At 70.4% G+C, this 22913-nt stretch carries 23 protein-coding genes; 15 read left to right on the forward strand and 8 right to left on the reverse strand.

Going from position 1 to position 22913, the window contains the following annotated elements:
- Positions 1–60: 60 nt before the first annotated feature.
- Positions 61–642, reverse strand: coding sequence for a TetR/AcrR family transcriptional regulator (locus tag ACIQF0_RS44305; RefSeq protein WP_401040484.1), 582 nt, complete (start codon positions 640–642; stop codon positions 61–63).
- Between the two features lie 93 nt (positions 643–735).
- Between ACIQF0_RS44305 and ACIQF0_RS44310 the strand changes: the two genes are divergently transcribed.
- A complete protein-coding gene (locus ACIQF0_RS44310; protein WP_401040486.1) occupies positions 736–1686 on the forward strand; it encodes an NADP-dependent oxidoreductase in 951 nt (316 codons plus the stop codon).
- Here ACIQF0_RS44310 and ACIQF0_RS44315 read toward each other — a convergent pair.
- The gene (locus ACIQF0_RS44315) at positions 1683–2501 is read right to left on the reverse strand and encodes a helix-turn-helix transcriptional regulator (protein WP_401040488.1); all 819 of its coding nucleotides are present in this window, start codon (positions 2499–2501) and stop codon (positions 1683–1685) included. The two genes, ACIQF0_RS44310 and ACIQF0_RS44315, sit on opposite strands and share 4 nt — an antisense overlap.
- A gap of 120 nt (positions 2502–2621) precedes the next feature.
- On the opposite strand from ACIQF0_RS44315, the gene ACIQF0_RS44320 reads away from it, so the two are divergent.
- The 11 genes from ACIQF0_RS44320 to ACIQF0_RS44370 all read left to right on the forward strand — a co-directional run bounded on the left by ACIQF0_RS44320 (position 2622) and on the right by ACIQF0_RS44370 (position 13260).
- Entirely contained in the window at positions 2622–2828 is a 207-nt protein-coding gene (locus ACIQF0_RS44320; RefSeq protein ID WP_401040491.1) for a 4-oxalocrotonate tautomerase family protein, read from the forward strand.
- Between the two features lie 164 nt (positions 2829–2992).
- Positions 2993–3796 (forward strand): AfsA-related hotdog domain-containing protein, encoded by an 804-nt coding sequence (locus ACIQF0_RS44325; RefSeq protein ID WP_401040494.1) that lies wholly within the window; start codon positions 2993–2995, stop codon positions 3794–3796.
- Complete coding sequence (locus ACIQF0_RS44330) at positions 3793–4443, forward strand: methyltransferase family protein (protein WP_401040496.1); 651 nt, start codon at positions 3793–3795, stop codon at positions 4441–4443. Before ACIQF0_RS44325 ends, ACIQF0_RS44330 begins: the two co-directional genes overlap by 4 nt.
- Before the next feature lie 32 nt (positions 4444–4475).
- Positions 4476–7139 carry a PEP/pyruvate-binding domain-containing protein gene (locus tag ACIQF0_RS44335; protein ID WP_401040499.1) on the forward strand — a complete coding sequence of 888 codons (2664 nt, stop codon included), beginning with the start codon at positions 4476–4478 and terminating at the stop codon, positions 7137–7139.
- Positions 7139–8011, forward strand: a complete 873-nt coding sequence (locus tag ACIQF0_RS44340) for a UbiA family prenyltransferase (RefSeq protein ID WP_401040502.1) — start codon at positions 7139–7141, stop codon at positions 8009–8011. The genes ACIQF0_RS44335 and ACIQF0_RS44340 overlap by 1 nt, the downstream gene beginning before the upstream one ends.
- Positions 8008–9213 (forward strand): cytochrome P450, encoded by a 1206-nt coding sequence (locus ACIQF0_RS44345; RefSeq protein WP_401040504.1) that lies wholly within the window; start codon positions 8008–8010, stop codon positions 9211–9213. Before ACIQF0_RS44340 ends, ACIQF0_RS44345 begins: the two co-directional genes overlap by 4 nt.
- A 30-nt stretch (positions 9214–9243) precedes the next feature.
- The gene (locus tag ACIQF0_RS44350; RefSeq protein ID WP_401040507.1) at positions 9244–9855 is read left to right on the forward strand and encodes a nitroreductase family protein; all 612 of its coding nucleotides are present in this window, start codon (positions 9244–9246) and stop codon (positions 9853–9855) included.
- Between the two features lie 174 nt (positions 9856–10029).
- The gene (locus ACIQF0_RS44355; protein ID WP_401040510.1) at positions 10030–10848 is read left to right on the forward strand and encodes an alpha/beta hydrolase family esterase; all 819 of its coding nucleotides are present in this window, start codon (positions 10030–10032) and stop codon (positions 10846–10848) included.
- A gap of 153 nt (positions 10849–11001) precedes the next feature.
- The gene (locus ACIQF0_RS44360; protein WP_401040513.1) at positions 11002–11529 is read left to right on the forward strand and encodes a MarR family winged helix-turn-helix transcriptional regulator; all 528 of its coding nucleotides are present in this window, start codon (positions 11002–11004) and stop codon (positions 11527–11529) included.
- Between the two features lie 145 nt (positions 11530–11674).
- Positions 11675–12088, forward strand: a complete 414-nt coding sequence (locus ACIQF0_RS44365) for a PPOX class F420-dependent oxidoreductase (protein WP_401040514.1) — start codon at positions 11675–11677, stop codon at positions 12086–12088.
- Positions 12089–12294: 206 nt separating this feature from the next.
- Positions 12295–13260, forward strand: a complete 966-nt coding sequence (locus tag ACIQF0_RS44370) for an MBL fold metallo-hydrolase (protein WP_401040517.1) — start codon at positions 12295–12297, stop codon at positions 13258–13260.
- Between the two features lie 79 nt (positions 13261–13339).
- Here ACIQF0_RS44370 and ACIQF0_RS44375 read toward each other — a convergent pair whose 3' ends face one another.
- The 4 genes from ACIQF0_RS44375 to ACIQF0_RS44390 are packed head-to-tail and all read right to left on the reverse strand — an operon-like array spanning position 13340 to position 16374.
- The gene (locus ACIQF0_RS44375; RefSeq protein WP_401040520.1) at positions 13340–14206 is read right to left on the reverse strand and encodes an ABC transporter ATP-binding protein; all 867 of its coding nucleotides are present in this window, start codon (positions 14204–14206) and stop codon (positions 13340–13342) included.
- Positions 14203–14601 (reverse strand): GntR family transcriptional regulator, encoded by a 399-nt coding sequence (locus ACIQF0_RS44380; protein ID WP_360045703.1) that lies wholly within the window; start codon positions 14599–14601, stop codon positions 14203–14205. Before ACIQF0_RS44380 ends, ACIQF0_RS44375 begins: the two co-directional genes overlap by 4 nt.
- 43 nt (positions 14602–14644) lie before the next feature.
- On the reverse strand, positions 14645–15637 hold the full coding sequence (locus ACIQF0_RS44385) for an ABC transporter permease (RefSeq protein WP_401040523.1): 993 nt from the start codon (positions 15635–15637) through the stop codon (positions 14645–14647).
- Positions 15634–16374 carry an ABC transporter ATP-binding protein gene (locus tag ACIQF0_RS44390; protein ID WP_401040771.1) on the reverse strand — a complete coding sequence of 247 codons (741 nt, stop codon included), beginning with the start codon at positions 16372–16374 and terminating at the stop codon, positions 15634–15636. The genes ACIQF0_RS44385 and ACIQF0_RS44390 overlap by 4 nt, the downstream gene beginning before the upstream one ends.
- 269 nt (positions 16375–16643) lie before the next feature.
- On the opposite strand from ACIQF0_RS44390, the gene ACIQF0_RS44395 reads away from it, so the two are divergent.
- The 3 genes from ACIQF0_RS44395 to ACIQF0_RS44405 are packed head-to-tail and all read left to right on the forward strand — an operon-like array spanning position 16644 to position 20004.
- Positions 16644–17087, forward strand: coding sequence for a hypothetical protein (locus tag ACIQF0_RS44395; protein WP_401040524.1), 444 nt, complete (start codon positions 16644–16646; stop codon positions 17085–17087).
- The gene (locus ACIQF0_RS44400) at positions 17084–18247 is read left to right on the forward strand and encodes an ATP-binding protein (protein WP_401040526.1); all 1164 of its coding nucleotides are present in this window, start codon (positions 17084–17086) and stop codon (positions 18245–18247) included. The genes ACIQF0_RS44395 and ACIQF0_RS44400 overlap by 4 nt, the downstream gene beginning before the upstream one ends.
- Positions 18244–20004: a tetratricopeptide repeat protein gene (locus tag ACIQF0_RS44405; protein ID WP_401040529.1), complete on the forward strand. Its 1761-nt coding sequence runs from the start codon at positions 18244–18246 to the stop codon at positions 20002–20004. Before ACIQF0_RS44400 ends, ACIQF0_RS44405 begins: the two co-directional genes overlap by 4 nt.
- 19 nt (positions 20005–20023) lie before the next feature.
- On the opposite strand, the gene ACIQF0_RS44410 is transcribed toward ACIQF0_RS44405, so the two are convergent.
- Positions 20024–20710 (reverse strand): ferritin-like domain-containing protein, encoded by a 687-nt coding sequence (locus ACIQF0_RS44410; protein WP_401040531.1) that lies wholly within the window; start codon positions 20708–20710, stop codon positions 20024–20026.
- A gap of 158 nt (positions 20711–20868) precedes the next feature.
- Entirely contained in the window at positions 20869–22836 is a 1968-nt protein-coding gene (locus ACIQF0_RS44415) for an ATP-binding protein (protein WP_401040534.1), read from the reverse strand.
- Between the last annotated feature and the right edge of the window lie 77 nt (positions 22837–22913).

Below are 22913 nucleotides of genomic sequence, written 5' to 3' on the forward strand. Positions count from 1 at the left end.
GAGTTCGCCGGGGTTCTGCGTCCAGGCGAGCATCTGGCGTGCCTGGGACGGCAGGTCTGGTCAGCTCACCGGAGGCGGCGGCCGGAGGCCGTCCATCATGAGGTCCAGCAGGCGACCGGCCTTGGCCTCGTGCCCAGGCCGGGGGGCCACGGTGAAGATGCCGATGAGGAACGCGGCGATGTCTTCGGCGGTGACGTCGGAGCGCAGGTCGCCCTCCGCGCGTCCGGCGTCGAGGATCGTGGAGATCGCCGCCAGCAGCTCGGTCCGGGTCCGCGCATGGGCGATCTCGCCCGACTCGATCATCGCGAGCAGCGTGTCGATCATGCCGTTCTTGGTCGCGATCCAGTCGCCGAACAGGTCCGTCCAGCGCCGCATCGCCTCGGCCGGGGGCAGTCGGCCGAGCAGGTCGCGGGCACCTGTCGTGAGCCGCCCGACCTGGTCGCGGTAGACCGCGTCGACCAGCGACTCGCGGGTGGGGAAGTGCCGGTACAGCGTGGCGATGCCGACGCCGGCCTCGCGGGCGATCTCCCGCATCGACGGCTCCGCGTCAGCCGACGCGAACAGGCGGGTCGCCACCTCGAGCAACTGGTCGCGGTTGCGGATCGCGTCCGAGCGCGACGCGCGTGTCTCCGGTTCAGCCAAAACGGATCACGCTCCGTTTGTGTTAGGGTCGCCCATGGAAACGGAGCATAGTCCGTTTCGGTGTGCTCCCTCGTTGCAAGGAGACCGAGCTACATGCGGCACGATCAAGATTCGACGGTCAGGAGCAGGGCGGTCCTGCTCGAGTCGTTCGGTGGTCCCGAAGTCCTCGACGTCCGTGAGGTTCCCGCTCCGCAGGCCGGCGCGGGACAGGTCCGGGTGCGGGTCACCGCGGCCGGGCTCAACCCGATGGACTGGATCATGACCGCCGACGCGGACACCGCGGCCCGGTTCGGCCTGAGCCTCCCGGCCGGGTTCGGGACCGACTACGCGGGCGTCGTCGACCAGGTCGGTGCCGGGGTGAGCGGCTTCGCACTCGGCGACCGGGTGTTCGGGGGCGCCCTGTCGCGCGCGGTCGCCGACTTCGTGGTGGTCGACCCGGCCGGGGAAGTCGCGGCCAACGAGGCTCATCACATCCCCGACGGCGTCGACGACCGCACCGCCGCCACCCTCGCGATCGCCGGCCGCACGGCCTCCGCCGCCCTCGCCGTGGTGGTCCCCGGCCCCGGCGACACCGTCCTGATCGGCGGCGCGGCGGGCGGGGTCGGCGTGTTCGCCGTCCAGCTGGCCCGGATCGCCGGCGCGCGCGTGATCGGGACGGGATCAGCGGCTTCGGCCGAGTTCCTGCGCGATCTCGGGGCCGACCCGGTCACCTACGGCGACGGACTGGCCGACCGGGTCCGAGCCCTCGCTCCCGGCGGTGTCACCGCCGCACTCGACCTGCACGGGACGGAGACACTGCAGGTCGCGAGGGAACTCGGCGTTCCGGACAGCCGCATCTGCACCATCGCCACGAAGGTCGACGGCGTGTCGGCGGCCAACGGCGCGAACGCCGCTCCCGGCGCCCTGGAGGAGATCGCCCGCCTGGTCGCGGCCGGTCGGCTCCGGGTTCCCGTCGCGGCGAGCTTCCCGGTCGAGCAGATCCGCCGCGCGGCCGAACTCCAGGCAGGGCGGCACGTGCACGGCAAGGTCGTCATCGACCTCTAGAACCGCTGGACGCCGATGACTTCCAGCAGGCGCAGCTGATCGACGGCCTGGCTTCCCGGCGTGGCGACGAAGAACTGCAGCCGTTGGTGGCCGTCCTCGCTGAACAGGTTCTGGCACTGGATGTCGACGACTCCGAGTTCGGAGTGGACGATCCGTTTGTGCTCGCCCCGGCGGACGGCGACGTCACCGGTGTCCCACAGCGCCGCGAACTCGGCGCTCGTCTGACGGAGCCGCGTGACCATCGCGGCCGCCGCGCCCGCGGGGGCGTGCCGGGCGACGGCGGCGCGGAGGTCGGACACCAGGACCTTGGAGTGGTGCGGGTGGTCGTCGTCTGGGTAGATCGCGCGGACGGCGGGCTCGGTGAACCACTGCGACAGGAAGCTCTCGCTGGTCGCCGGGCCGAGCAGGGCGGTGGCGAGCCGGTTCTGCACGAGGGTTTCGTGCAGGTCGGTGATGATGCGGGCCGGGGTGCCGTCGAGCCGGTCGAGCAACGCGAGCATCGCGGGCGCCACGTGCGCCGAGACGCCGTGTGCCGGTGGCACGGGCCTGCCCGCCAGCAGGAACAGGTGCTCGCGTTCGTCGGAGTCGAGGCGGACCGCCCTGGCCAGTGCGGTGAGCATCTGTGCCGAAGGCTGTGCGCCGCGGCCGCGTTCGAGCTCGATGTAGTAGTCGACCGACGCTCCGGCGAGCTGGGCGACCTCGTCCCGGCGCAGTCCGGGCACGCGGCGCCGGGATCCGGTCGGCAGGCCCACCTCGGCCGGCGTGATGCGCGCACGCCGCGACTGCAGGAACAGGCCGAGCTCCACGAGATCCACCTCTTCAGTATCGCCGCGGGCCGCCACCCCAGCCAGGGGACGCCATCCCCTGGGTCAGCGGCAACTGGTTACCGGGCTGTCAGCACGAAATGCTTCTCTCACAACGAAAAGGAGCACGTCATGCCGTTCGCCAACCTGAAGGTTCCCGCGGGCACGCTGTCCGCCGAGCAGAAGCAGACCCTCGTGGAGAAGGTCACCGATCTCTACGCCGACACCTTCGGCGACGCCGTCCGCGACAACACCATGGTCCTCGTCGACGAGGTCGCCGACGGCGGCTGGGGCATCCGCGGCGAGGTCCTCACCCTCGCCGAACTGCAGCGGGGATGACCGTGACGGCGGCTCGCTCCGAGCCGCCGTCCTCCCGCAAGAGGTGCGTGGACGCGCCCACCACCAGCGATACCAGCGCCGGGCCCCGGCGGTATCGGGCGTGGGACCGGGACGGGAACCGGCGCTGTGACAGTCGTGTCGACCTGCTCACGAGGGGAAGACAGATGACTGAGGCGATCAAGCATCACCCCGTCCAGACCAGTGCGGCGCTCTCCGTGGACGAAGAGGACCCGTTCTTCTTCGACCACCCGCTGGACCACGTTCCCGCGATGCTGCTCCTGGACACCTGCCTGCACAGCGCCGTGCGGTCCGCTGCGGACGGCGTGCGGGTCCGCTCCGCCCGGTTCCGGTTCCGGAAGTTCTGCGAGAAGGACCTGCCCACCGCCGTCACGGTGAGCAGCGCGGGTGTGAATCCGCTGAGCCACGAGGTCTCGGTGACCCAGAACGACATCGTGGTCTGCGACGGCGAGATCACGCTGGTGCCCGGCGACGAGATGTCGTGGCCGCTGCTGCGGGCGGACGCACGGCGCGCCGACAAGCACCTCGTGCACAAGCTCGTGGACGACCGCGTGCTGGTCGGTCCGATCCAGCGACACGACGACGGCCACACCGTGGCGGTCGGCGGACCGGTCGTGCGCGCCGGGCGACCGGGCCTGCACCCGGTCTCCCCGCTCGTCGAGGCGGCCCGCCAGGCCGGGATCATGACGCTGCACGAGGTGTCCGAGGTTCCGCTCGGCTGGCAGTTCGTGGTGACCCGGCTGCAGGTCGACCTCGTCGCCGGCGGGGAGCGTCGCGGCGCGACCACCCTCCGGTACGGGACGTGGAGGCTCTCCGGCCAGGTGTTCGTCCTGCCCGCCGAGATCGTGGCCGGTGGCCGCGTGGTGGGGACGATCTCGTTCTCCGGACGGGTGATGCCGCTGTCCGACTACCACCAGCTGCGTCCCGAGGCGATCGGGGCGAACCGGTGAAGGGCCTGCTGCACAGCCGTTTCCCGGCGGTGGCGTTCGTGGTGGGCATCGCGGGCCTGGCCGCCGGCCTCGTCCGAGCCGTGCTCGACACCGGCCAGCCCACCCACCCGCTCGGCGCGGTGCTGCTCGCTCTCTACCTGGCGTGGGTCCTGCTGGAGGTGCGGACCACCCTCCGGACCGCGGCGTCGGCCTCGTCGGCGGACGACCGGGGCAGCGAGCAGCTCTACGGCGTCGCGCGCCTGGTGACGATGCTGGCCGCCGCGCTCGGACCGGTCCCGTGGTCCTCCTGGCAGCCGTGGATGGTGCTCCCGCCGCTGCTCCTGGTGTCCGGTGTCGCGCTGCGGCTGACGTCGATCCACGTGCTCGGCCGGTTCTACTCGCACCGCGTGCGCCTGGTCGACGACCACCGGATCGTCACCACCGGGCCGTACCGGCTGGTCCGGCACCCGTCCTACACCGGGATGCTGCTCGCCAACGCGGGACTCGTCCTCTACTTCGCCAACCCGGTCAGCGTGGCCGCGTTCGCGCTGTTGTTCGTGCCCGCCGTCGTGAACCGGATCCTGGTCGAGGAACGCGTGATGTTCACCGTGCCCGGATACCGCGAGTTCGCGCTGGACCGGAAACGCCTCGCCCCGCTCGTCTGGTGACCGCCCGCGTCCGAATCCCGAGGAGTTCCGCCGTGATCGAGACCATGGACCAGCCACTGGCCGCTCAGAGGGTCGGCTGGAAGTTCGCCCGGCTGAAGACCATGAGCGAAGCCGGCATCGACGTTCCCGAGTTCTTCTGCCTCACCGGCGACTTCTTCGCCCGTGCCGTGCCCGCCGCGACCGTGCGCGAGGCGTTGGCGGGCCTGGACTTCACCGACTGGCCGGCCGTGCGGGCCGCCGCCGAGCGGATCCGCACGAAGATCATCGACGGTGGCCTGCGACCGGAGGACGAGCAGCGGCTCGCCGAGGCGATCGCGGCGAACTTCGCCGACGACGCCGTGCTCGCGGTGCGCGCGTCGATGGTGGGTGCCCGTGCCGAAGAGGGCGAGGACTCGGCGGAACACGCGTTCGCCGGCATGAGCGACAGCTTCCTGTACGTGCCCGTCCACGGTGTCCGGGACGCCGTGCTGAAGTGCTGGGCCTCGGCCTTCAACCCCGAGGCCCTGCTGTACCGGCACCGGCACGGACTGTCCACACAGGACGTCTCCGTGGCGGTCGGCGTGCAGCGCATGGTGTTCGGCGAGCGATCGCTCGTGCTGTTCACCTGCGACCCGACGACCCACGCCAGGGACACGGTGATCAGCGCGGGCTGGGGCATCGGTGAGGGCGTGGTGGCCGAGCGCACGCCCACCGACCACTACTTCGTCCGCTTCGGCACCGGCGAGGTCCGCGGTGTGATCGCCGACAAGACCACCATGGTGACCTTCGACGACGAGCACGGCCACGGTGTCCGCCAGGCACCGGTGGCCGCCGAGCGCAGGGCCGCCGCCGTGCTGTCCGACGCCGAGGTGACCGGCCTGGCCGAGCTGGGCCGCCGGATCGAGGCGCTGTTCGGCTGCCCGCAGGACATCGAGGCGACGATCACGCCCGACGGCGCCGTCCACGTGGTGCAGTCGCGGCCGATCACCCTCGATCCGGCCCGCAACCGCGTCTTCAGCAGCGCCAACGTCTCGGAGAGCTTCCCGGGGACGACCACGCCGATGACCTACTCGGTGGCGCGGAGGTTCTACTGGCTGCTGAACCACGACTACCTGCGCCGCTGCGGCGTGCCCGAGCGCGAGCTGCACCGCCTGCACGAGACGATGACCCGGCTGGTCGCCCGCGTGGACGGCCGGATCTACCACAACATCACCTCTTTCATCCGGATGCTCGACGTCTTCCCGCTGTTCGACGGCCTGCGCCGGGACTGGGAACGACTGGTCGCCGAGCTGGACACCAGCTACCACTACTCGGGCGGCGAACGCAGCCGCCGCGAGCGCCTGCGCCGGGCGGCGAAGCTCGCGACGGGCTGGGGCAGGGCCGCGGTCAACTACGCGTCGCTGCGCCGCGACTTCGCGGCGTTCGAACGCGAGTGGGCCGGGATCATGGAGTCCCGCCGGGAGCGCGACCTGACCGGTGTGCACCCGCTGACCCTGGCCGACGACTACCGCGAGGTCTGGCGCCGGGCGGGCGACCTGTGGGGCGTCACGCTGGTCAACTACCAGTTCATGCTGATCACCCACAAACGCATCGAGCGCTGCCTGGAGCGGTGGGGCGTCGGCGACTCGGACACCCTGTTCAGCCAGCTGCTCTGCGGTGGCGAGCAGTTGCGCGGCGCGGAGATCGCGCTGAGCGCCGTGCGGCTCTCGGAGCAGGTGGCCGCGGATCCCGAGCTGGCGGCGCTGTTCCGGTTGAAGCCGCCGCAGGAGATCTGGCGGTTGCTCTCGGCGGGGGAGCTGCCCGAAGGGTTCACCGCCGCCGTCGAGCGGCACCTGACCCGGTACGGCGACCGCGGCCTCGAGGAGCTCAAGCTGGAGCGGCCGAACCTGCGCGAGGAGCCCTGGGAACTGCTGCGGCTCGTGGGTCAGTACGCGACGCGCGGGATCACCGCGGCCGAGATGGAGCGGACCGAGGCGGAGACCCGGCTGGCGGGGGAGGAACGGCTCCGTCGCGCGCTGCCCTCGGCCGTCAAGCGGAAGGTGCTTCTGGGCCTCTTCGACCGCCTGCGCACGTTCCTCTGCTTCCGCGAGGCCGGCCGGTACCAGCGCAGTGAGCTGTTCGGCTACAGCAAGCGGATCATCGCCGCGCTCGGCGCCGACCTCCACCGCCGTGGTGTCCTCGCCGAAGCGCACGACGTGTTCCTGCTGGAGCTCGACGAGCTGTTCGGCTTCCTGGACGGTTCGGGGTCGACGCACGACCTCGCCGGCCTGGTCGAGGTGCGCCGCGGTGACGCCGCCAGGGCAGAGCTCCGGCGGCCACAGCGCGAGTTCTCGACGGCGGACGTCGTGGCCCTGTCGGTACCGGAGGCGGTGGCCGAGGAGCCGGACGCGGGCGGTGCGCTGCGCGGGCTCGGCTCGTGCCCCGGCAAGGTGCGCGGGCGGGCCAGGATCGTGCTCGACCCGGCCTTCGCCGACGACCTCGACGAGAACGACATCCTCGTCGCCCGCGAGACCGACCCCGGCTGGCTGTACCTGATGCTCAGGGCCCGCGGCATCGTGGTCGAGCGCGGCAGCCTGCTGTCGCACACCGCGATCACGGGCCGGAAGTTCGGCATCCCCACGATCGTCGCCGTTCCCGGTGCCCTGCAACGGATCCCGGACGGCGCGCTGATCGAGCTCGACGGTGCCACCGGCACCGTCACGCTGGTGGAGGACTGATGACGACGTGGTGGCGGTTCAGCCTCCAGCGCTACCCGCCGGCGAAGTACGTCTTCTACGTCTTCCTGCTGGTGGCCGCCGTGCTGACGACGCTCGCCCCGCTGCGCGCCGGCTCGGGCCCCGGGCCCGTCGAGGTGGCGTGCGGCTGGGCCGGCGCGTTCACCCTGCTGTACTTCTTCCGCGTCGTCGACGAGATCAAGGACCTGCCCTACGACCGCGAGTTCAGCCCGGCGCGGCCACTCGTCACCGGTGACGTGACGACCGCGGACATCCGGACCTACGGGACGGGCTCCGCTGTGGCGGCGCTGGCGTTCTCGGCCGTCGCGGGCCTGGGACCGCTGATCGTGGCGGCCGGTGCGATGTCCTACTCGCTCCTGCTGTTCCTGGCGGAGCGGAAGTCGGCGAGGTTCGCGGACAGCATGTGGGGCAACATCGTCGTCACCATCCAGCTCAAGACGATCCTGGTGCTCTACGTCGTGGCGGTGGGCGGCGGGGGAGAGGTGCTGCCCACCGGGCTGCTGGTGGTCTCGTTCCTCTTCGGCTACCTGCACTGGGAAATCGCCCGCAAGACCATGCGGCGCGAGTTCGAGCGGCGCGGCGAGAAGCTCTACTCGACGGCGGCGGGGTGGAGGGGAGGGGCGTCGGTCGCCCTGGTCCTGCTGGTCGTCGCGTGCGGCCTCCAAGCGGTCGTGGCGCTCGTCTGGGACGACGCAGGGCTCGAAACCCTCCTGCTCGCACTGCCCCTGCCGATCACCGCGTGGGGCCTCGCGAAGCTGGCGCGCAGCCGCGAGAAGCGTTACGCGCCGGGAAATCCCGCACTGCTGGCCTACGTGGTGTTCCTCGCCGCGTGCACCCTGAGGACGTTGCCGTGACCATCCTTGAAGGACCCGAAGTCCGCTCGTACCCCATGGCGCGAACCTGTCCGTTCGACCCGCCGCCGGACATGCTCGACCGCCTTCCCGCCGCCAAGGTCCGCATGCCGTCCGGCGAGCAGGCGTGGCTCGTCTCCGGCTACGAACTGCAGCGGAGCCTGCTCGCCGACCGCCGGCTGAGCGCCGATCCCCGGCGCCCCGGTTTCCCGTTCCTGTCCGAGGCCGACGCCGCGTTCCGCCAGTCCTTCAAGGCGTTCGGGTTCATGGACGGGCGGGACCACATCATGCGGCGGCACATCCTGGGCGGCTACTTCACCAACAGGCGGGCCGCCTCGATGCGGGCCGGCATCGAGGCGCTCACCCAGAACCTCCTCGACCGGCTGGCGGCAGGCCCGCGCCCCGCGGACCTGGTCACCGGGTTGGCCCTGCCGCTGCCGACAGAGGTGATCTGCGACATCCTCGGCGTCCCCTACGACGACCACGAGCTGTTCCACCACAACGTCGCGACGATCGTCTCGGTCGGCGCGACGGCAGAGGAGGTGGGCGCGGCGTTCCAGCGGCTGCGCGCGTACTTCGAGGTGCTGACGTCGGTGAAGCAGCGCGATCCCGGCGACGACCTGCTCTCGATGCTGGTCGTCGAGCAACTCGGCGCGGACGGAGGGCTCCCCCGGGAGGAGGTCGTGGACACCGCGATGCTGCTGCTCGCCGCCGGCCACGAGACGACGGCGAACATGATCGCGCTGGGCGTTCTGGTGCTCCTGCAGGATCCCGCGCGCATGGAGCTGTTCCGCGACGGCGACGACGCGACGGTCGTCCGTGGCGTCGACGAGTTGCTGCGGTACCTCTCGGTGGTCCACAGCGGACTGCGCCGGGTCGCGGTCGAGGACATCCCGATCGGCGGGCAGACCATTCGCGCCGGTGAAGGTGTGGTGCTTCCCGGCGAGGCGGCGAACCGGGACCCGTCGGTCTACGCCGACGCGGACGTGGTCGACCTCGACCGCGACGCACACCAGCACCTGGCGTTCGGGTACGGCCCGCACCACTGCATCGGCCGCCGGATCGCGGAGGTGCAACTGCGCGTGGTCTTCCGCGCTGTCGCCCGCGGGCTGCCGGGCCTGCGGCTCGCGGCCGACGTCGAGAGCCTCCGGTTCAAGCACGACCAGGCCATCTACGGCGTCGAGTCCCTGCCGGTGACCTGGTAGTCCCCTCCGCCGACCTCAGGGAACCCGATCATGCAGCTCGAAGACGCCCTCACCACCACCCGCGCGGTACGGCGGCGCCTGGACCTCGAACGGCCGGTGGACCTCGAGATCGTCCTGCGGTGCCTGGAAACCGCTTTGCAGGCACCGACCGGCGGCGACCGCCAGGCCTGGCGGTTCGTCGTCGTCACCGAACCCGATCTCCGCGCCGAGGTCGGCCGGATCTACCGGCGGTGCTTCGAGGAGCGCACCCGCGGCGCCGCCGGCCGGACCTACGAGAACGCCCAGCACCTCGCCACCGTCATGGAGCGAGTACCGGTGCAGATCATCCCGTGCGTCGAAGTCCCCGGCGGCCACCTTCCACCGCGTAATCAGGCCAGTCTGTGGGCAGGCCTGCTGCCCGCCGTGTGGAGCTACATGCTGGCGGCCCGCGGACACGGCCTCGGCACCTGCTGGACCACGGCCCACCTCGCCGCCGAGGAAGAGGTGGCCGCGCTGCTGGGCATCCCGGACGGCACTCGTCAGGCGGCGCTCATCCCCACCGCCCACACGCTGGGCGCCACCTTCCTCCCCGCTCGCCGCCGCCCTCTCGGCGACGTTCTGCACCTCAACGGCTGGACCACGCGGGAACCTGCCTCCACGTGACCGGCGTCACGGAGCAGCGAGAAGCGGATAGCTCATCCGATTGCTACGTTGAAGTGGATTAGTCTTCCGTTTCAGGTCGGAGGGCGCAGCGCGGAGTGAGTGATCGGCATGAACAACACCCCGTCAGCGACACGGGAGACCGTCACGGCGTCAGGAAGGTCGCGGACCCTCACCGTGGTCGGAAACGCGGACGGTGCGCCTGGGCGCACGCTCGTGCTCGTCTTCCACGGCTCGAAGCAGACCGCGGACAAGCACCGGGCGTTCACCGGCAACGCGTTCGACGACCTGACCGCGGACGGAGCCGCTGTGGTGGCCTACCTGGACGGGTACCGGGGCAACTGGAACGACGCGCGGCGGGAGGCCTCGTTCGCTGCCCGCAAGGAGAACGTCGACGACGTCGAGTTCGTCAAGACGGTCATCGAACGGCTGAGGGTCACGCACGGCATCGACCCGCGGAAGGTGTTCGCGGTCGGGTACTCCAACGGCGGCCAGATGGTGATGCGCCTGGTGCACGAAGTCCCGGAGCTGATCTCCGGCGCGGCGGTGTTCGCCGCCACCATGGCCACCACCGAGAACTTCCTGATCGAGAACGCGCCCTCGGTGCCGATGCCGATCCTGCTCGTGCACGGGACGAAGGACCCGATCGTCAGCTTCGGGGGAGGAGCGTTCAACTGGTGGCAGAAGCTGGTGTTCAAGGTCGGCGGCCGCAACCGGTCCGCGCCCGAGACCGCGCGGTACTTCGCCGACCGCAACGGCATCACCAGCCCGCCCGTCACCACCACCCTGGCCAAGCCCCGCGACTCGGCCGATCCGACCACCGTCGAGCGCACCGACTACCGGCAGGCCGGGCGTCAGCCCGTGGTGTTCTACGCGATCGATCAGGGCGGCCACACCATCCCCGGCCCGGCCAAGGCACCCGGCGTGCTCGGCAGGACCAGCCACGGCATGAACGCCGCCCACGCCGTCGGAACCTTCTTCCGCATCACGAGCTGACCGCTGTGAGCCTTTGCGCTGCAACAGTTCGTGCACTCGGATCAATGATCCATTGTGGACCGGGGAGGCCGTCCGTGATGGCGCCGCCGGCTCGGGGTCGAGACTGGTTGAATTGCAGTGCCCAGTGTTCGACGCCTCACGAGGAGACGATCAATGCCGAGTACTTCAGGTGACCAACCGTCCTCGGGGCACGTGCCGAGTCTGCCGGTTCCGCCCATGGTCGCCGACCTCGGCCCGATCACGCACGCGCTGTTCCGTGTTGCGCGGTTGAATCGTCTGCACGCACGGAAGCTGCTCAAGCCCAGTGGCCTGCATCCGGCGCAGGAACTTGTGATGATGCAGCTGTGGGGCGTGGGGCCGCAGCGGCAGACCGACCTCGTCAACCTCCTCGGCTCGGATGCCGCGACGATGACGCGGACCATCCGCAGGCTTGAGGACGAGGGTTTCATCACCCGGCGTCGCGACGAGCGGGACAAGCGGGCGACCATCATCGAGGCGACTCCCGAAAGTCAGGCGTTGCGCGCCGACGTCGAGAAGGTGTGGTCCGAGCTGGAAGCCGCCGTGACGCGGGACCTCGACCAAGATCAACGCGACGTCCTGCTGGCGCTGCTCGAGACCGTCGAGTCCGGCCAGGCGCACATCCTCGTTGACGCCCAGATCGACGGCATCGCGCAGATCTGACCCGGTTTCCCGGCTCGCGAACGGTCAAGGCGGTGCCAGTGCTGGTGTGACTGGGGTCACTGAGGAGCGATCTCCGTCTCGGAACAACTTCGTGCAGTTACCTGTTCGAACAAGTAAGTTCAGGTCGAGTCACGAGGAGTTCACCATGTCGTTCAGCGACGAAGAACGCGCCTACATCGCCGGCCAGCCGCTGGCCCGCATCGCCACCGTGTCGCCCGACGGTCAGCCGGACGCGACTCCCGTCACCTTCGACTTCGACGGCGCTGACTTCTTCGTCGGCGGCTACGACCCCGGCAACACCCGTCGAGCTCGCAACGTGCGGGCTGGTCAGCACAAGGTCGCCCTCATCATCGACGACCTCCTGACCCGGCAACCGTGGACCCCGCGTTTCCTTCGCGTCTACGGCACGGCCGAACTCGTCGATCGAGGTGGTCAGGACGTGCTGAGGATCAGCCCGGTCACGAGTTGGTCGATGAACCTGTCCGGCGCCTGGTCACCAGGGTCGCATGTGGACAATCCCACTCGAAAGACCAATCACACCAACAACATCGAGGACTGATGTTGACGGGTGGCTGCTGCCGGCCGCTCCGATCGCCTTGCGCGCAGGCGTCCGCCGGATGACGCCACAGCAGCGCACACCCCTGCACTAGCAGGCAAATCGAACATTTCCGTTCAAGGCTCCCGAACAAGGCTCTCGCAGGTCTTGTCGGAGAACTTCGCGCGCCCAGATTCCCCACGCCCGCAAATCCCACAGACAGGAAGATCATGACCGCGACCGCTCACCAGCCGACCCAGCCCAGGTACGCCTCCACCCTGCCCGTCCCGAGCGCGGCGGACGGACCGAAGATCCCGGATGAGGGGTACCTCGTCCAGGAGATCGCCGACCAGCTCTACTGGTTGACCGACGGCAGCTACGGAATGATGTTCTCCGTCGCCGACGAGGGTGTCATCGCCGTCGACGCGCCTCCGACGCTGGGACACAACATCACCCGCGCGATCGCGAAGGTCACCTCCAAGCCCGTCACCGACGTGATCTACAGCCACCAGCACTCCGATCACATCGGTGCCTCCAGCCTCTACCCGGACACCGCTCGCCGCTACGCGCACCGCGAAACCGCGCGTCAACTGTCGGACGTCCAGGACAAGAACCGGCCCGTGCCGACCGACGTGTTCGACACCTCGATGGTGGTCGGCGAAGGCAAGCACTCGCTGCAGCTCGACTTCCACGGCCCGAACCACTCGACCGGCAACATCCACATCTTCGCGCCGGCGCAGAAGACGCTCATGTTCGTCGACGTCATCTTCCCCGGCTGGGTCCCGTTCGCCTACCTCGCCGTCAGCGCCGACATCCCCGGCTGGATCAAGGCCCACCACGCGACCAGGAACTACGACTTCGACACGCTGGTCGCCGGTCACCTCACCAAGCTCGGAACACCGGCGGACGTCGACACCCAGATCGACTACGTCACCGACCTCCAGCAGGCCGCCACGCAAGCTCTGGCGTCCGTCGACTTCGCGAAGGTGGCCGGTCCTCTCGACCACGCGAACGGATGGGCCATGTTCGGCGCCTACTTCGACGCGGTCGCCGGGCAGGCCACCGACGAGATCGTCCCCAGGTGGGCCGACCGGCTCGCCGGTGCGGACGTGTTCACCTGGTCGAACGCCTGGGCGATGGCCGAGGCCGTGAACATCGACTTCGGCACCGTCACCGACTACCAGATCCACCCCTGACCGACGCCGTCCTGATCGCCGTCGACGCACGATCGTGCGTCGACGGCTCGCTCATGAGCCCAGTCGAGTTCCGGGGCGGCTATCCGCGTCGGGGCGCCGAACGCCGCTCGCGCGACGCGCGCAGATAGCCCATGACCAGTGACTCCAGGTCGGGTTCCGCGGCGGCCCAGCCCTGCGGTGCCGGTCCGGCGTCGCGCAGCAGCAGGGTGGACTGGCGCCCGGTGCGGGTCGCGCTGACCGGCGATCCGTCCACAGCGGACTCGTCGGCGGCCGGGCCGACCAGGATCCGGTGCCGGGCGAGGACTTCCTCGATGTCGCCGTCCACCTGAACCCTGCCCTCGTCGACCAGCAGGATGTGGTCGCACACCTCCCGCAGATCGGTGAGCAGGTGTGAGGACATCACCACCGTGGTGCCGCGCTCGGCCACCTCGGTCATGACGATCCGCAGCGTCTCGTCGCGGGCCAGCGGATCCAGATCGGACAGCGGCTCGTCCAGGAGCAGCAGCCGGGGGAGCCGTCCCAGGGCCACCGCGATGGCCACCTGCGTCCGGGTGCCCGCGGACAGGGTGCGCATCCGCGCCTCCTGGTCCACGCCGCCCAGCAGCCCCAGAACCTCGCCGACCCGCTCCGCGGACCAGCGGTCGTTCATGGCCGCGCAGAGCCGCACGAGTTCGCGCACCGTGAGGTCCGGGTACAGCGGCTGGTTCTGCGCCAGGAACGAGACGTCCGGGTGAATGCGGCCCCGCAGCGGGGTGCCGAAGGCGCTCAGCTCACCGGTGGTGGGGCGGACGAGGCCCGCGGCCATGCGCAGCAGGGTGCTCTTGCCGGCTCCGTTCGGGCCGACCAGGGCGACGACCTTGCCCTCGGGAATGGTGAAACTGCAGTCGCGGACCGCCCAGTGCTTGCGGTATCGCTTGCCCAGGGCGGTGGCGGTCAAGGGAGTCATGATCGTTCCTCGGCGGGGTAGTGCTCGTCGCGGACCGCGAAGTACAGGGCGTCGACGTCCTCGACACCGAGGCCGTCCTCCCGTGCGTGGCCCATCCAGCCGGTCAGTTCCTGCCGCAGCGGTGCGTCGTCGCCGGTGGTCGCCTCGGAGGACAGGGACTTGGTCACGAACGTGCCCAGGCCGCGGCGGCCTTCGACCAGTCCTTCGCGTTCCAGTTCGCGGTAGGCCTTGAGCACGGTGTTGGGGTTGACAGCGGTCGCCTCCACCACCTCCCGTGCTGAGGGCAGCCGGTCGCCGGGGGTCAGCAGTCCCAGTCGCATGGCGTGTTTGACCTGATGGACGATCTGCATGTAGGTGGAGACCCCGGAGCGCCGGTCGATCCGGAACTCGATCACATCGGCCAGCATAGGTGCTCCCGCGGTCGGGGGCCTCCACCGCTCAACTCTGCCGTCGCAGCGCCCAGATCGTGCCCGCCAGCAGCACCACCGCGAGTCCGCCGAAGATCGCCGCGTCGACCAGGTGCACCTGCCAGGCCTGGCTCTCGGGGATGAAGACCGCGTACTGCTTGGCGAGACCGGACTGCGGCAGACACGCCAGGAATCCCTCCTGCGTGTTCGGCGTCCCGCCCGGCGTCGACTTGCAGGCCTGGGTCAGGGCCAGGACCTTGTCGCCGGGTACCGGCCGTCCTGCCGCGTCGAGATAGCCGCTCTCGAGCACCAGGTTGCTGTTCCGGTCCACGTCCAGGTTCGCGTCGGGCGCGGCTTCCAGGCGCTGTCCGGCGACCAGGCCGTTCACCAGGCCGGACAGGGCGAGGCGCACGACGATGAACGCGCCGAGCGCCGCGGTCATCGCCACCAGGGTGCGACGGGACACCACGCCGAGGAAGGTCCCGAGCGTGAACGCGAACAGCGCGTAGCCGACCGGCGAGACGTGCTCGATGCCGAAGTTCACGGCGTTGAACGGGCCGTTCATCCGCGGCCCCAGCGTGCCGGCCGCGGACAGCCACCCCGAGACCAGGTGCTGCAGCGCGATCAGCACGACCATCGCGGGCACCAGCGCGACGACGAGCTTGCTGAACATCCACCGGGTGCGGCTCACCGACTGCGTGAAAGCCAGCACGTAGGTGCCCTGCTCCAGTTCCCTGGCGAACAGGGGCGCCCCGATGAAGACGCCGATCAGGACCGGTAGCCCGGTGATCGCGAGCTGCCCCATCATCATCGGGTTGCTCCACGCCTCCCGGAACGCCTTCTGCACCTCGCCCGGCACGGAACACTCTCCCAGCGCCTGTGTCACGCACTGGGTGAGCTGCGCCGAGGTGATGTCGGCGGTCATGCTCGACCGCAGCAGGGTGATGGCGCCCGCGCCGAGGACCAGCAGGCCCAGCAGAGTGAGCAGTTGCAGGCGCTGCTGCCGCCATGAAGCCCAGATCATGCCGCTTCTCCTTGTGCCGCCGCACGCATGTGGTTGAGAGCCAGTTCGCCGAGCGGGGTGCCGCCGGCGCCGAGCCGGCTGACGTCCCCCGCCAGCAGGATCCGTCCTTTGTGGAGCAGGACGAGGTGGTCGCACACGCCCTCCAGTTCCGCCAGCACGTGTGAGGACAGCACGACGGTGATCCCTTGGTTCCTGGCCTCGGTGATCAGCGCGTGCAACACGGTTTCGCGGGCCAGCGGGTCCAGATCGGCCAGCGGCTCGTCGAGCAGCAGCAGGCGAGGTCGCTTGCCCAGGGCCAGTGTCAGGGCGACGCGGGTGCGCTGCCCGCCGGACAGCGTGCCGACCTTGGCGTTAATCGGTACCGCGGCCTGCCCGACCAGGTGCTCGGCGTAGCCCTGGTCCCAGGTCGGGTTGGTCCTCGCCCCGTACGTCAGCGTCTCCGCCACGGTGAACTGCTGGTAGAGCGGCTTCTGCTGAGCCAGGTAGGACACCGCCGGGTGCAGGCCCCTGCCCGTCGGGCGGTCACCGAACACCGTGATCGCGCCGGTCGTGGGGCGCAGCAGGCCGGTGATCAGTCCCATCAGCGTGCTCTTGCCCGCGCCGTTCGGGCCGACGAGGGCCACGACCCGGTTCTGGGGGATCACCAGGGATGTCTCCCGCAGCGCCCAGCCCCTGCGGTACCGCTTGCCCACACCCTGGGTGAAGACCGGAAGCACCTGTTCTGGCTGACTTCGCATGTTCACGGCCATCTCCTTTCCGTCCTCGGCTGCCGCCAAGGTAACACCTTTCACTAGTGAAGTAGTGAACCGTGAGATCTGCCTCGCCGAGGCAACCTGCGGGAGGGTGTGCGGATCGGGGAACCGGTGGTTCGACCCGTCTCGATGTCCGACCGCATGTTCCGCCGTGATCGACGGCATGCTTGTCTCTGGTCTGGAAACCGGACGGGTGCGCGTGTTCAGCGTCGCGACCGCCATTGTGGACGGCCGAGCAGACGAGAGAGAACCGAGTGATCAACGAGAACGACCCCGAGGTGGTCGCCGAGCTCGACCGTCTCGACGAGGCGGTCAGAGCGGCGCCAGCGGGAGACACGACGGCGCAGATCGCGCTGTGGCGGCAGGCGGCCGCGTTGGGGCACTGGTTCTTCATCGCGCGGGGGCCGGCAGACCAGCCCCGTCCCTACGCCGTGGCCGCCGAACAGGGGCCGATGATCTGCCTCTACAGCAGCGCGGAACGGGCGAGCGAGGCCGCCCACGTCCTCGGGCTGGCGGAGTCGGAGAGCGGCGTGGTGCCGACGTTCGGCGTGCCGATGCCGGTGGCGATCGACTACGTCGCCTCGTTCGGCCAGGCCGGCGTCTTCGGTGTGACACTGGATCATCCGCGGCTCGGTCACCACATCCCGCTGGCGAACCTGGGTCTGCTCAAGGGCTGGATCGAGGGGGCCGGGCGATGAACGGTGCCGATTCGGGCGACGGCTTCGTCGAGGTGATCGCGCGCGAGGTGGAGGCCGACCCCGGGAACCTGGCGTTGCGCGAGGACTTCGTCACGCTGCTGCTGGAGAACGACCTGGGGCGCGCCGCCGTCGAGCTGAAGAAGTTCGAGGCCGTCGGCGGCGATCCGGCACGGGTCCGCCTGCTGCGCGCCCGGCTGATGGCGGCGCGGATGCGAGCCTCCACCCCGCCGCCCCTCGCCGGCGAGTCCCGGCAGGACGGCGGCAGTGCCCGGCCGCCGTCGGTGTGGGACGCCGAACGCCCGGCGGTGACGCTGGCCGACGTCGCGGGGCTCACCGAGGTCAAGCGGCACCTGGACACCACGTTCCTGGCCCCGCTGCGCAATCCCGATCTGGCGGCGGCGTTCGGGCAGAGGCCGGGCGGGTCACTGCTGATGTACGGGCCTCCCGGTTGCGGCAAGACGTTCATCGCCAGGGCGATCGCAGGCGATCTCGGAGCGTCCTTCCTCCACGTGACCCTCGCGGACCTGCTCAGCAGGTGGATCGGGGAGAGCGAGAAGGCGATCCAGAGCGTGTTCCGCGACGCCCGCGCGGCAACGCCGTGCGTGATCTTCTTCGACGAGTTCGACGCGCTCGGCGGCCGGCGCACCTCCGGCGGGTCGCAGTCGATGCGGATGCTCGTCACCCAGCTGCTGGAGGAGCTCGACGGCGTGGCCGGCGTGAACGACGGGGTCTACTTCCTGGCCGCCACGAACCGGCCGTGGGACATCGACTCCGCGCTGCGCCGGCCGGGCCGGATCGACAGGACGGTGCTGGTGCTGCCACCGGACGCGGTCGCCAGGGCGGCGATCGTCCAGGGCGCGCTGGAGGGCAAACCGGCGGACGACGTCGACGTCGTCGCCGTCTCCGCGGCGACCGAGGGCTTCTCCGGTGCCGACCTCAGCCACCTGACGACCACCGTCCTGCAGCAGGCGATGGTCGAGTCGATGAGCAGAGGTGAGCTGGTGCCGGTCACGACCGACGCGCTGCTGGCCGCGGCCGGCGGCGTCACCCCGTCCACGACGTCCTGGTTCGACCAGGTGGCGCCGGTGCTCGAGTACGGCGTCGACGACGGCACCTTCGACCAACTCCGGGCGTACCGGGTCAAGCGAGGTATGCGATGAGTGACTTCGGCCGTTGGTCCGCCGACGACGCCCTGGAGCGGAACGCCGACCTGGCCTGGGAGCTCTTCGCGGCACAGCCGGCGCATCCCAGGGTCGCCGAGCTGGCGTCGCAGGTGCTCGCGGTCCAGCCGGAGCGGAGCAGCATGTCGCTGTTGCTCGCCAACCACCGGGAGATCTGTGGCCAGGCCGCCGAAGCGCGGCGCCTCTACCTCCTGGTCGCTGGTCGTCGCGACGGCCAGTTCATCAACGCGGCTCGGGCGCTCCGGCACCTCGCGTTGGCCGAGCACGATCATTCCGAGGCGCTGCGGTGGGCGCGCACGGTGCTGGGCGAGGACCACGAGGAGTGGGACGACTGGATGGAGCTGGGCTTTGCCCAGGCGCTCTGCGGGGAGCACGAGGACGGGTGGCGCCGACTCGACGAGGCGGTGGCACTGTGCTCCCGGACGGCGCCGGACGGACTCCCCAAGGCGTTCGGGAAACGCGCGGCGTATCTGCTGGGGACCTTCGCACCACCCGACCGGTTCGTCCCCGCCGCCGAGGAGGCCATCCGGGCCGACGCGGCGAACTCCTGGGTGGCTCTGATGCTCGGCTGGGCCTACCTGGTGCAGTACCGGTTCGCCGACGCCGAACAACTCGGTCTGCGGCTGCTGCGCGAGAACCCGACCGAGGAGATGCTGCAGAACCTCGCCGGGACGGCTCGGACGTTGCGGCGGATCGTGGAGAACGCCGACGCCCAGAACATCTCGCTGGAGGACATCCGCAACGCGGGGGTGATCGAGCTGGGGTGGCAGCAGCTCCGCGACCAGATGCTCGGCACCGACCTGGCTTCCGCGCTGGCGGCGTTGGACGACGTGATGCCCGCCGACCTGCGCGCCACTCTGCGGCCGGGCACCTCGATCACCGACGAGTCCGATCGGGACAGACTCGGCTCGATGGTCGCGGAGGACCTGGTGGCCTGGCACGACGGTCAGCAGCCCGGCTCCGGCGGCGCCTGGGGCCTGGCCGAGCCGTTCCGCCTGATGTCGGCAGCCGAGATCATCGCCATGAGCACCGAGATCGAGGCCGACCCGGCAGCACATCCGGACTGGCCGGAGAACGAGGCCTGGGAACAGGTGATGACCGACGACGCGGGGGCGCACCTGGTCGTCGTCGCGTTCGGCGCGCTGGTCGAGCGCCGGCCCGGACGTCCCGACGAACCCGTCGCCGCGTCGGCGGCCGACTGGATCTGGGACCGGGTGGCCGCCTTCGGCGGTCCGGACCCGCGACCGGCACCCCGGAAGGCCGAGGCTCTCCCGGCCGGCCTGCCTCCTGTCCCCGGGACGTCGCTGACCGGTGCCATCGCGACGATGTACGCCGCTCTGGGCACGTCCGAGAGCTCCGCGCCGTACGCGGAACTGCGCACGCTCTTCCCCGGCGCGACCGTCCGGCAAAGCGCGCTGGACCCGGTGATCTCGGGCCCCGGCGGCGTCGACATCGCGTTGCTCGACGGGCTGGTGAAGAAGGTCACCGTCGACGTCGCGCTCTGCCCGAGCGCCGAGCGCGTGATCTCCGGGCTCGACCTCGGCGGGCGACGCGACGCGGTCGATGCCCACGTGCGGGCCCACGGCGCCCGTGTGCACAACAGCTGGGAGGACCGCGCCTCCGGCGAGGTCACCGTCAACTACGACCTCGCCGAGCACCGCCTCGGCTTGCAGTGGCAGACCGGGAAGCTCGCCCGGATCTTCGTGTCCGCCGTTGTGCGGGCGGTTGACGACTGAGCAGGAGCCGTCTGCGAGGTCAAGGTGCGGCGGTGCGCGCAGCACGACGCGCACCGCCGCTCATTATCCCTTGCAGCCGAACGATGTCGAGCGTCTGCACGACGAACTGCCACGGCCCGAGCCCGAGCTGTCGCAGCCCGGGCGCGTGGTCGTGCGCGACCGTCACCACGGCCCCGGCGAACAGCAGCCACCAGAACGCCCGTGCAGGCCGGGAAACCCGGCCGAGCCGGGCCTGGTGGAACGGGACGTGCCGCTCCTCGTCCCGCAGAATCCGATCCGCGACGTCGGCGGTGAGCGGGTCACCACTGCCGTCCCGCAACGCCCGGTAGTACCGCAGCGCCACGGTTTCCGCGATGAGCAGCACCATCAGCTCCAGTCGCAGGCCCAGTGCGCGACGTAGCCGCACGAACACCGCGTCCGTCCAATGTGAACTGATCGTCGGCTGATCGGCCGCCCGCAGCAGATGCTCCAACATCCGCGCGTGGTTCTGCTCCTCGGCGACGAACAACCGCACCGCTCCGCCATAACTCCCACCGCCCGCTTTGGCGATCAGGTTGGCGCCGTCGCCGGACTCGCCGACCTGGAACCGTTGCACGCTCTTGACGACGTCGGGGTGCAGCCGGGCGCCGACGGTCCAGTCGGGATCACCCGTGCGCTTCCGGCGTGCGGCTTCGGCCTCGAAGTTCTCGACCCATGCAGTGAACATGACAGGAGGACGGGCGGGTCACCGGATGCGTTGGCCGTCTTGTGGGGAGGTCCTGTGAAGGTTCGGTGTGCGTGTTGAGCAGGTCCGCCACCGCTGGATGCCTTTCCAACGCCTCGGCTCACAGGGCGTCGAGCCGGGCGAAGCCGCTGTTCACCGGACTAGCCCTGACGGTGGCTTCCTGTTTCGCGGTCCCACAGCAGCTCGGTCAGCTGTGCGACCGCCTTGTCCCGGTGCCGCCGGTAGGTGTTGAACGACAGGTGCAACGACTCCGCGACGCGCTCCTGCACGCCTGTCGGTCGCAGGAACGTGCGGTCGATCAACATGCCGAAATCGGGCTTCAGCAGGGCTACGGCGTCGTCGAGCAGGTCTCGCAGGGATTCGGCGTGCGTGCGTCCTGTTCGTTGGTGCCGCCGGACCATCCGAGACCGCAACAACGGGTTGGACCTGAGCGACTCCGGCGAGTGCAAGGTGCGCAGGGCGGAGCGGACGGCCTCGGTGAACTCCGGCCGGGACAGCACCGCCTCGCGGTGAGCCGGCGTGCCCAACTGGCCGGCGTGCAACAGATCCGTGTACTCCTCGACGCCGGTTCGGCGCCAGTCGTGGGCGAACACCGGGTACGACGACTCGCCGACGGTGTAGTCGGTGACAGCCCGGAATCCGAGGGACTCCATGGCAGGTGCCCACAGCTCGCCGTCGTCGAACGCGCCCACGAGGCTCCACGCCGTGTCGTCGTCGATCAGGATGATCTCCAGCATCTGCCACGCGATGAACAGCGTCAGCGACGGTGACGGGCGTTGGCCGTGGTCGCGGTCGAGGAAGAAGCGCCAGGCGCGGACCCGGTCACCGGCGCGCGGCGGTCCGTGCTCCGCGGCGTGTTCCCACATCGCGTCGGCGCCGGGGTCCGCACCGAGGTCGGCCTCGGTCAGGTCCAGGCACGCGCCGTAGCCCTGCGGTTCGCCGGTCTCCGTGCGGAAGACGCGGAAGGCCTCCGGCCGGCGCTTCATCCAGTGCGCCACCGACCCGGCCTGTTCGCGTCCCTGCCACCGGGCGGTCATGGCGACGATCTCCGGCTGGTCACCGTCGTGCAGCCCGCCGGCGTGAGCCCGCATCGCCGGCGGCAGCGACGACAGCGCGGCGAACCGGGACCGGGCGCCGTTCAGCACGACCGTCATGACCATCAGGTCCAGCCGCTCCCGTTCGGTCGCCATCGCCCGGACCTGGCCGTGGAACAGGGCCAGTTTCCTGCGGTAGAGGGCGGCGTGGCGGGCGGGGTCGCGCCAGCGCAGGTCGGCGACGATGGCGTCGCGGACCACGTCGTGCGGGTACAGCCCGTACGGGGACTCGTCGACGAACACCTGCGCCCGCAGCCAGGCGAACAGCTCACCGGTGTCGTCGCCGGCCATCGAGCGCAACAGGTCCTCGGTCGTGACGAGCAACAGCGCGCACACCTCCAGCGCTGTGCGGTGGCGAGTGCCCGGCACCTCACCGATCAGCTGCGTCAGCAGCGTGCCCGCCCCTCCTGGCAGGTCCGACAGGGTGCGCGGAGCGGTGCCGCGGCGCACGGCGTCCACCACCATCGACAGGGTGAGGGGGTGGCCGCTGCTGATCTTCAGCAGCCGCTCGTGCGACTCCTCGGGAACGTCCTGGGCGCACAGGTAGGCGAGGCATTCCCGCGGTGACAGGTTCCCGAGCGCGACGACCCTCATCAACGTCCGCCAGGCCGGGTCCGCACGCCACCGCGGTCCTGGGCTCCGCCGTCCGGCGATCACCACCAGGCAGGACGCCGGGAGCGAGGGCAGGTAGTGCTCGCGGATCCAGTCGTCGATCGGCTCCAGCAGCTCGTAGGTGTCGATGAGGAGGATCGCGGGCTCGTCGCCGACGGGCAGGGGCAGCGCGCCTCGGCCGAGAGTCAGGTGGCGGCCGTCTGCCCGGACCGGATCGAAGCCCTTCTCGGCGGCGATGCCGGCGAACACGTCGAGCAGCGCGCTCTTGCCCACCCCGCCGGGCCCGTGCACGAAGACCACGCCGGGGCCGCCCAGCGCGTCCCGGAACACGGCGACCTCGTCGTCGCGGCCGATGAAGGACTGCCGCCGCAGCTCCCGCAAGGTGTGTCCGAGTGAGGGCATGCGCCCGACAGTAGCCACGTCACCGGGAACCGGGTTTGGGCACCGGATGGGCAGCGGCTGGGCTGTCGGCAGGAGAC

This window comes from Lentzea sp. NPDC092896, assembly GCF_044754905.1.
GTDB lineage: Bacteria > Actinomycetota > Actinomycetes > Mycobacteriales > Pseudonocardiaceae > Lentzea.

Bases quoted from the DNA above. Each gene is read 5' to 3' on its own strand.
- ACIQF0_RS44310 (WP_401040486.1), top strand. From the start codon at position 736: ATGCGGCACGATCAAGATTCGACGGTCAGGAGCAGGGCGGTCCTGCTC.
- ACIQF0_RS44320 (WP_401040491.1), top strand. From the start codon at position 2,622: ATGCCGTTCGCCAACCTGAAGGTTCCCGCGGGCACGCTGTCCGCCGAG.
- ACIQF0_RS44325 (WP_401040494.1), top strand. From the start codon at position 2,993: ATGACTGAGGCGATCAAGCATCACCCCGTCCAGACCAGTGCGGCGCTC.
- ACIQF0_RS44340 (WP_401040502.1), top strand. From the start codon at position 7,139: ATGACGACGTGGTGGCGGTTCAGCCTCCAGCGCTACCCGCCGGCGAAG.
- ACIQF0_RS44350 (WP_401040507.1), top strand. From the start codon at position 9,244: ATGCAGCTCGAAGACGCCCTCACCACCACCCGCGCGGTACGGCGGCGC.
- ACIQF0_RS44360 (WP_401040513.1), top strand. From the start codon at position 11,002: ATGCCGAGTACTTCAGGTGACCAACCGTCCTCGGGGCACGTGCCGAGT.
- ACIQF0_RS44365 (WP_401040514.1), top strand. From the start codon at position 11,675: ATGTCGTTCAGCGACGAAGAACGCGCCTACATCGCCGGCCAGCCGCTG.
- ACIQF0_RS44370 (WP_401040517.1), top strand. From the start codon at position 12,295: ATGACCGCGACCGCTCACCAGCCGACCCAGCCCAGGTACGCCTCCACC.
- ACIQF0_RS44375 (WP_401040520.1), bottom strand. From the start codon at position 14,206: ATGACTCCCTTGACCGCCACCGCCCTGGGCAAGCGATACCGCAAGCAC.
- ACIQF0_RS44385 (WP_401040523.1), bottom strand. From the start codon at position 15,637: ATGATCTGGGCTTCATGGCGGCAGCAGCGCCTGCAACTGCTCACTCTG.
- ACIQF0_RS44390 (WP_401040771.1), bottom strand. From the start codon at position 16,374: ATGCGAAGTCAGCCAGAACAGGTGCTTCCGGTCTTCACCCAGGGTGTG.
- ACIQF0_RS44400 (WP_401040526.1), top strand. From the start codon at position 17,084: ATGAACGGTGCCGATTCGGGCGACGGCTTCGTCGAGGTGATCGCGCGC.
- ACIQF0_RS44405 (WP_401040529.1), top strand. From the start codon at position 18,244: ATGAGTGACTTCGGCCGTTGGTCCGCCGACGACGCCCTGGAGCGGAAC.
- ACIQF0_RS44410 (WP_401040531.1), bottom strand. From the start codon at position 20,710: ATGTTCACTGCATGGGTCGAGAACTTCGAGGCCGAAGCCGCACGCCGG.
- ACIQF0_RS44415 (WP_401040534.1), bottom strand. From the start codon at position 22,836: ATGCCCTCACTCGGACACACCTTGCGGGAGCTGCGGCGGCAGTCCTTC.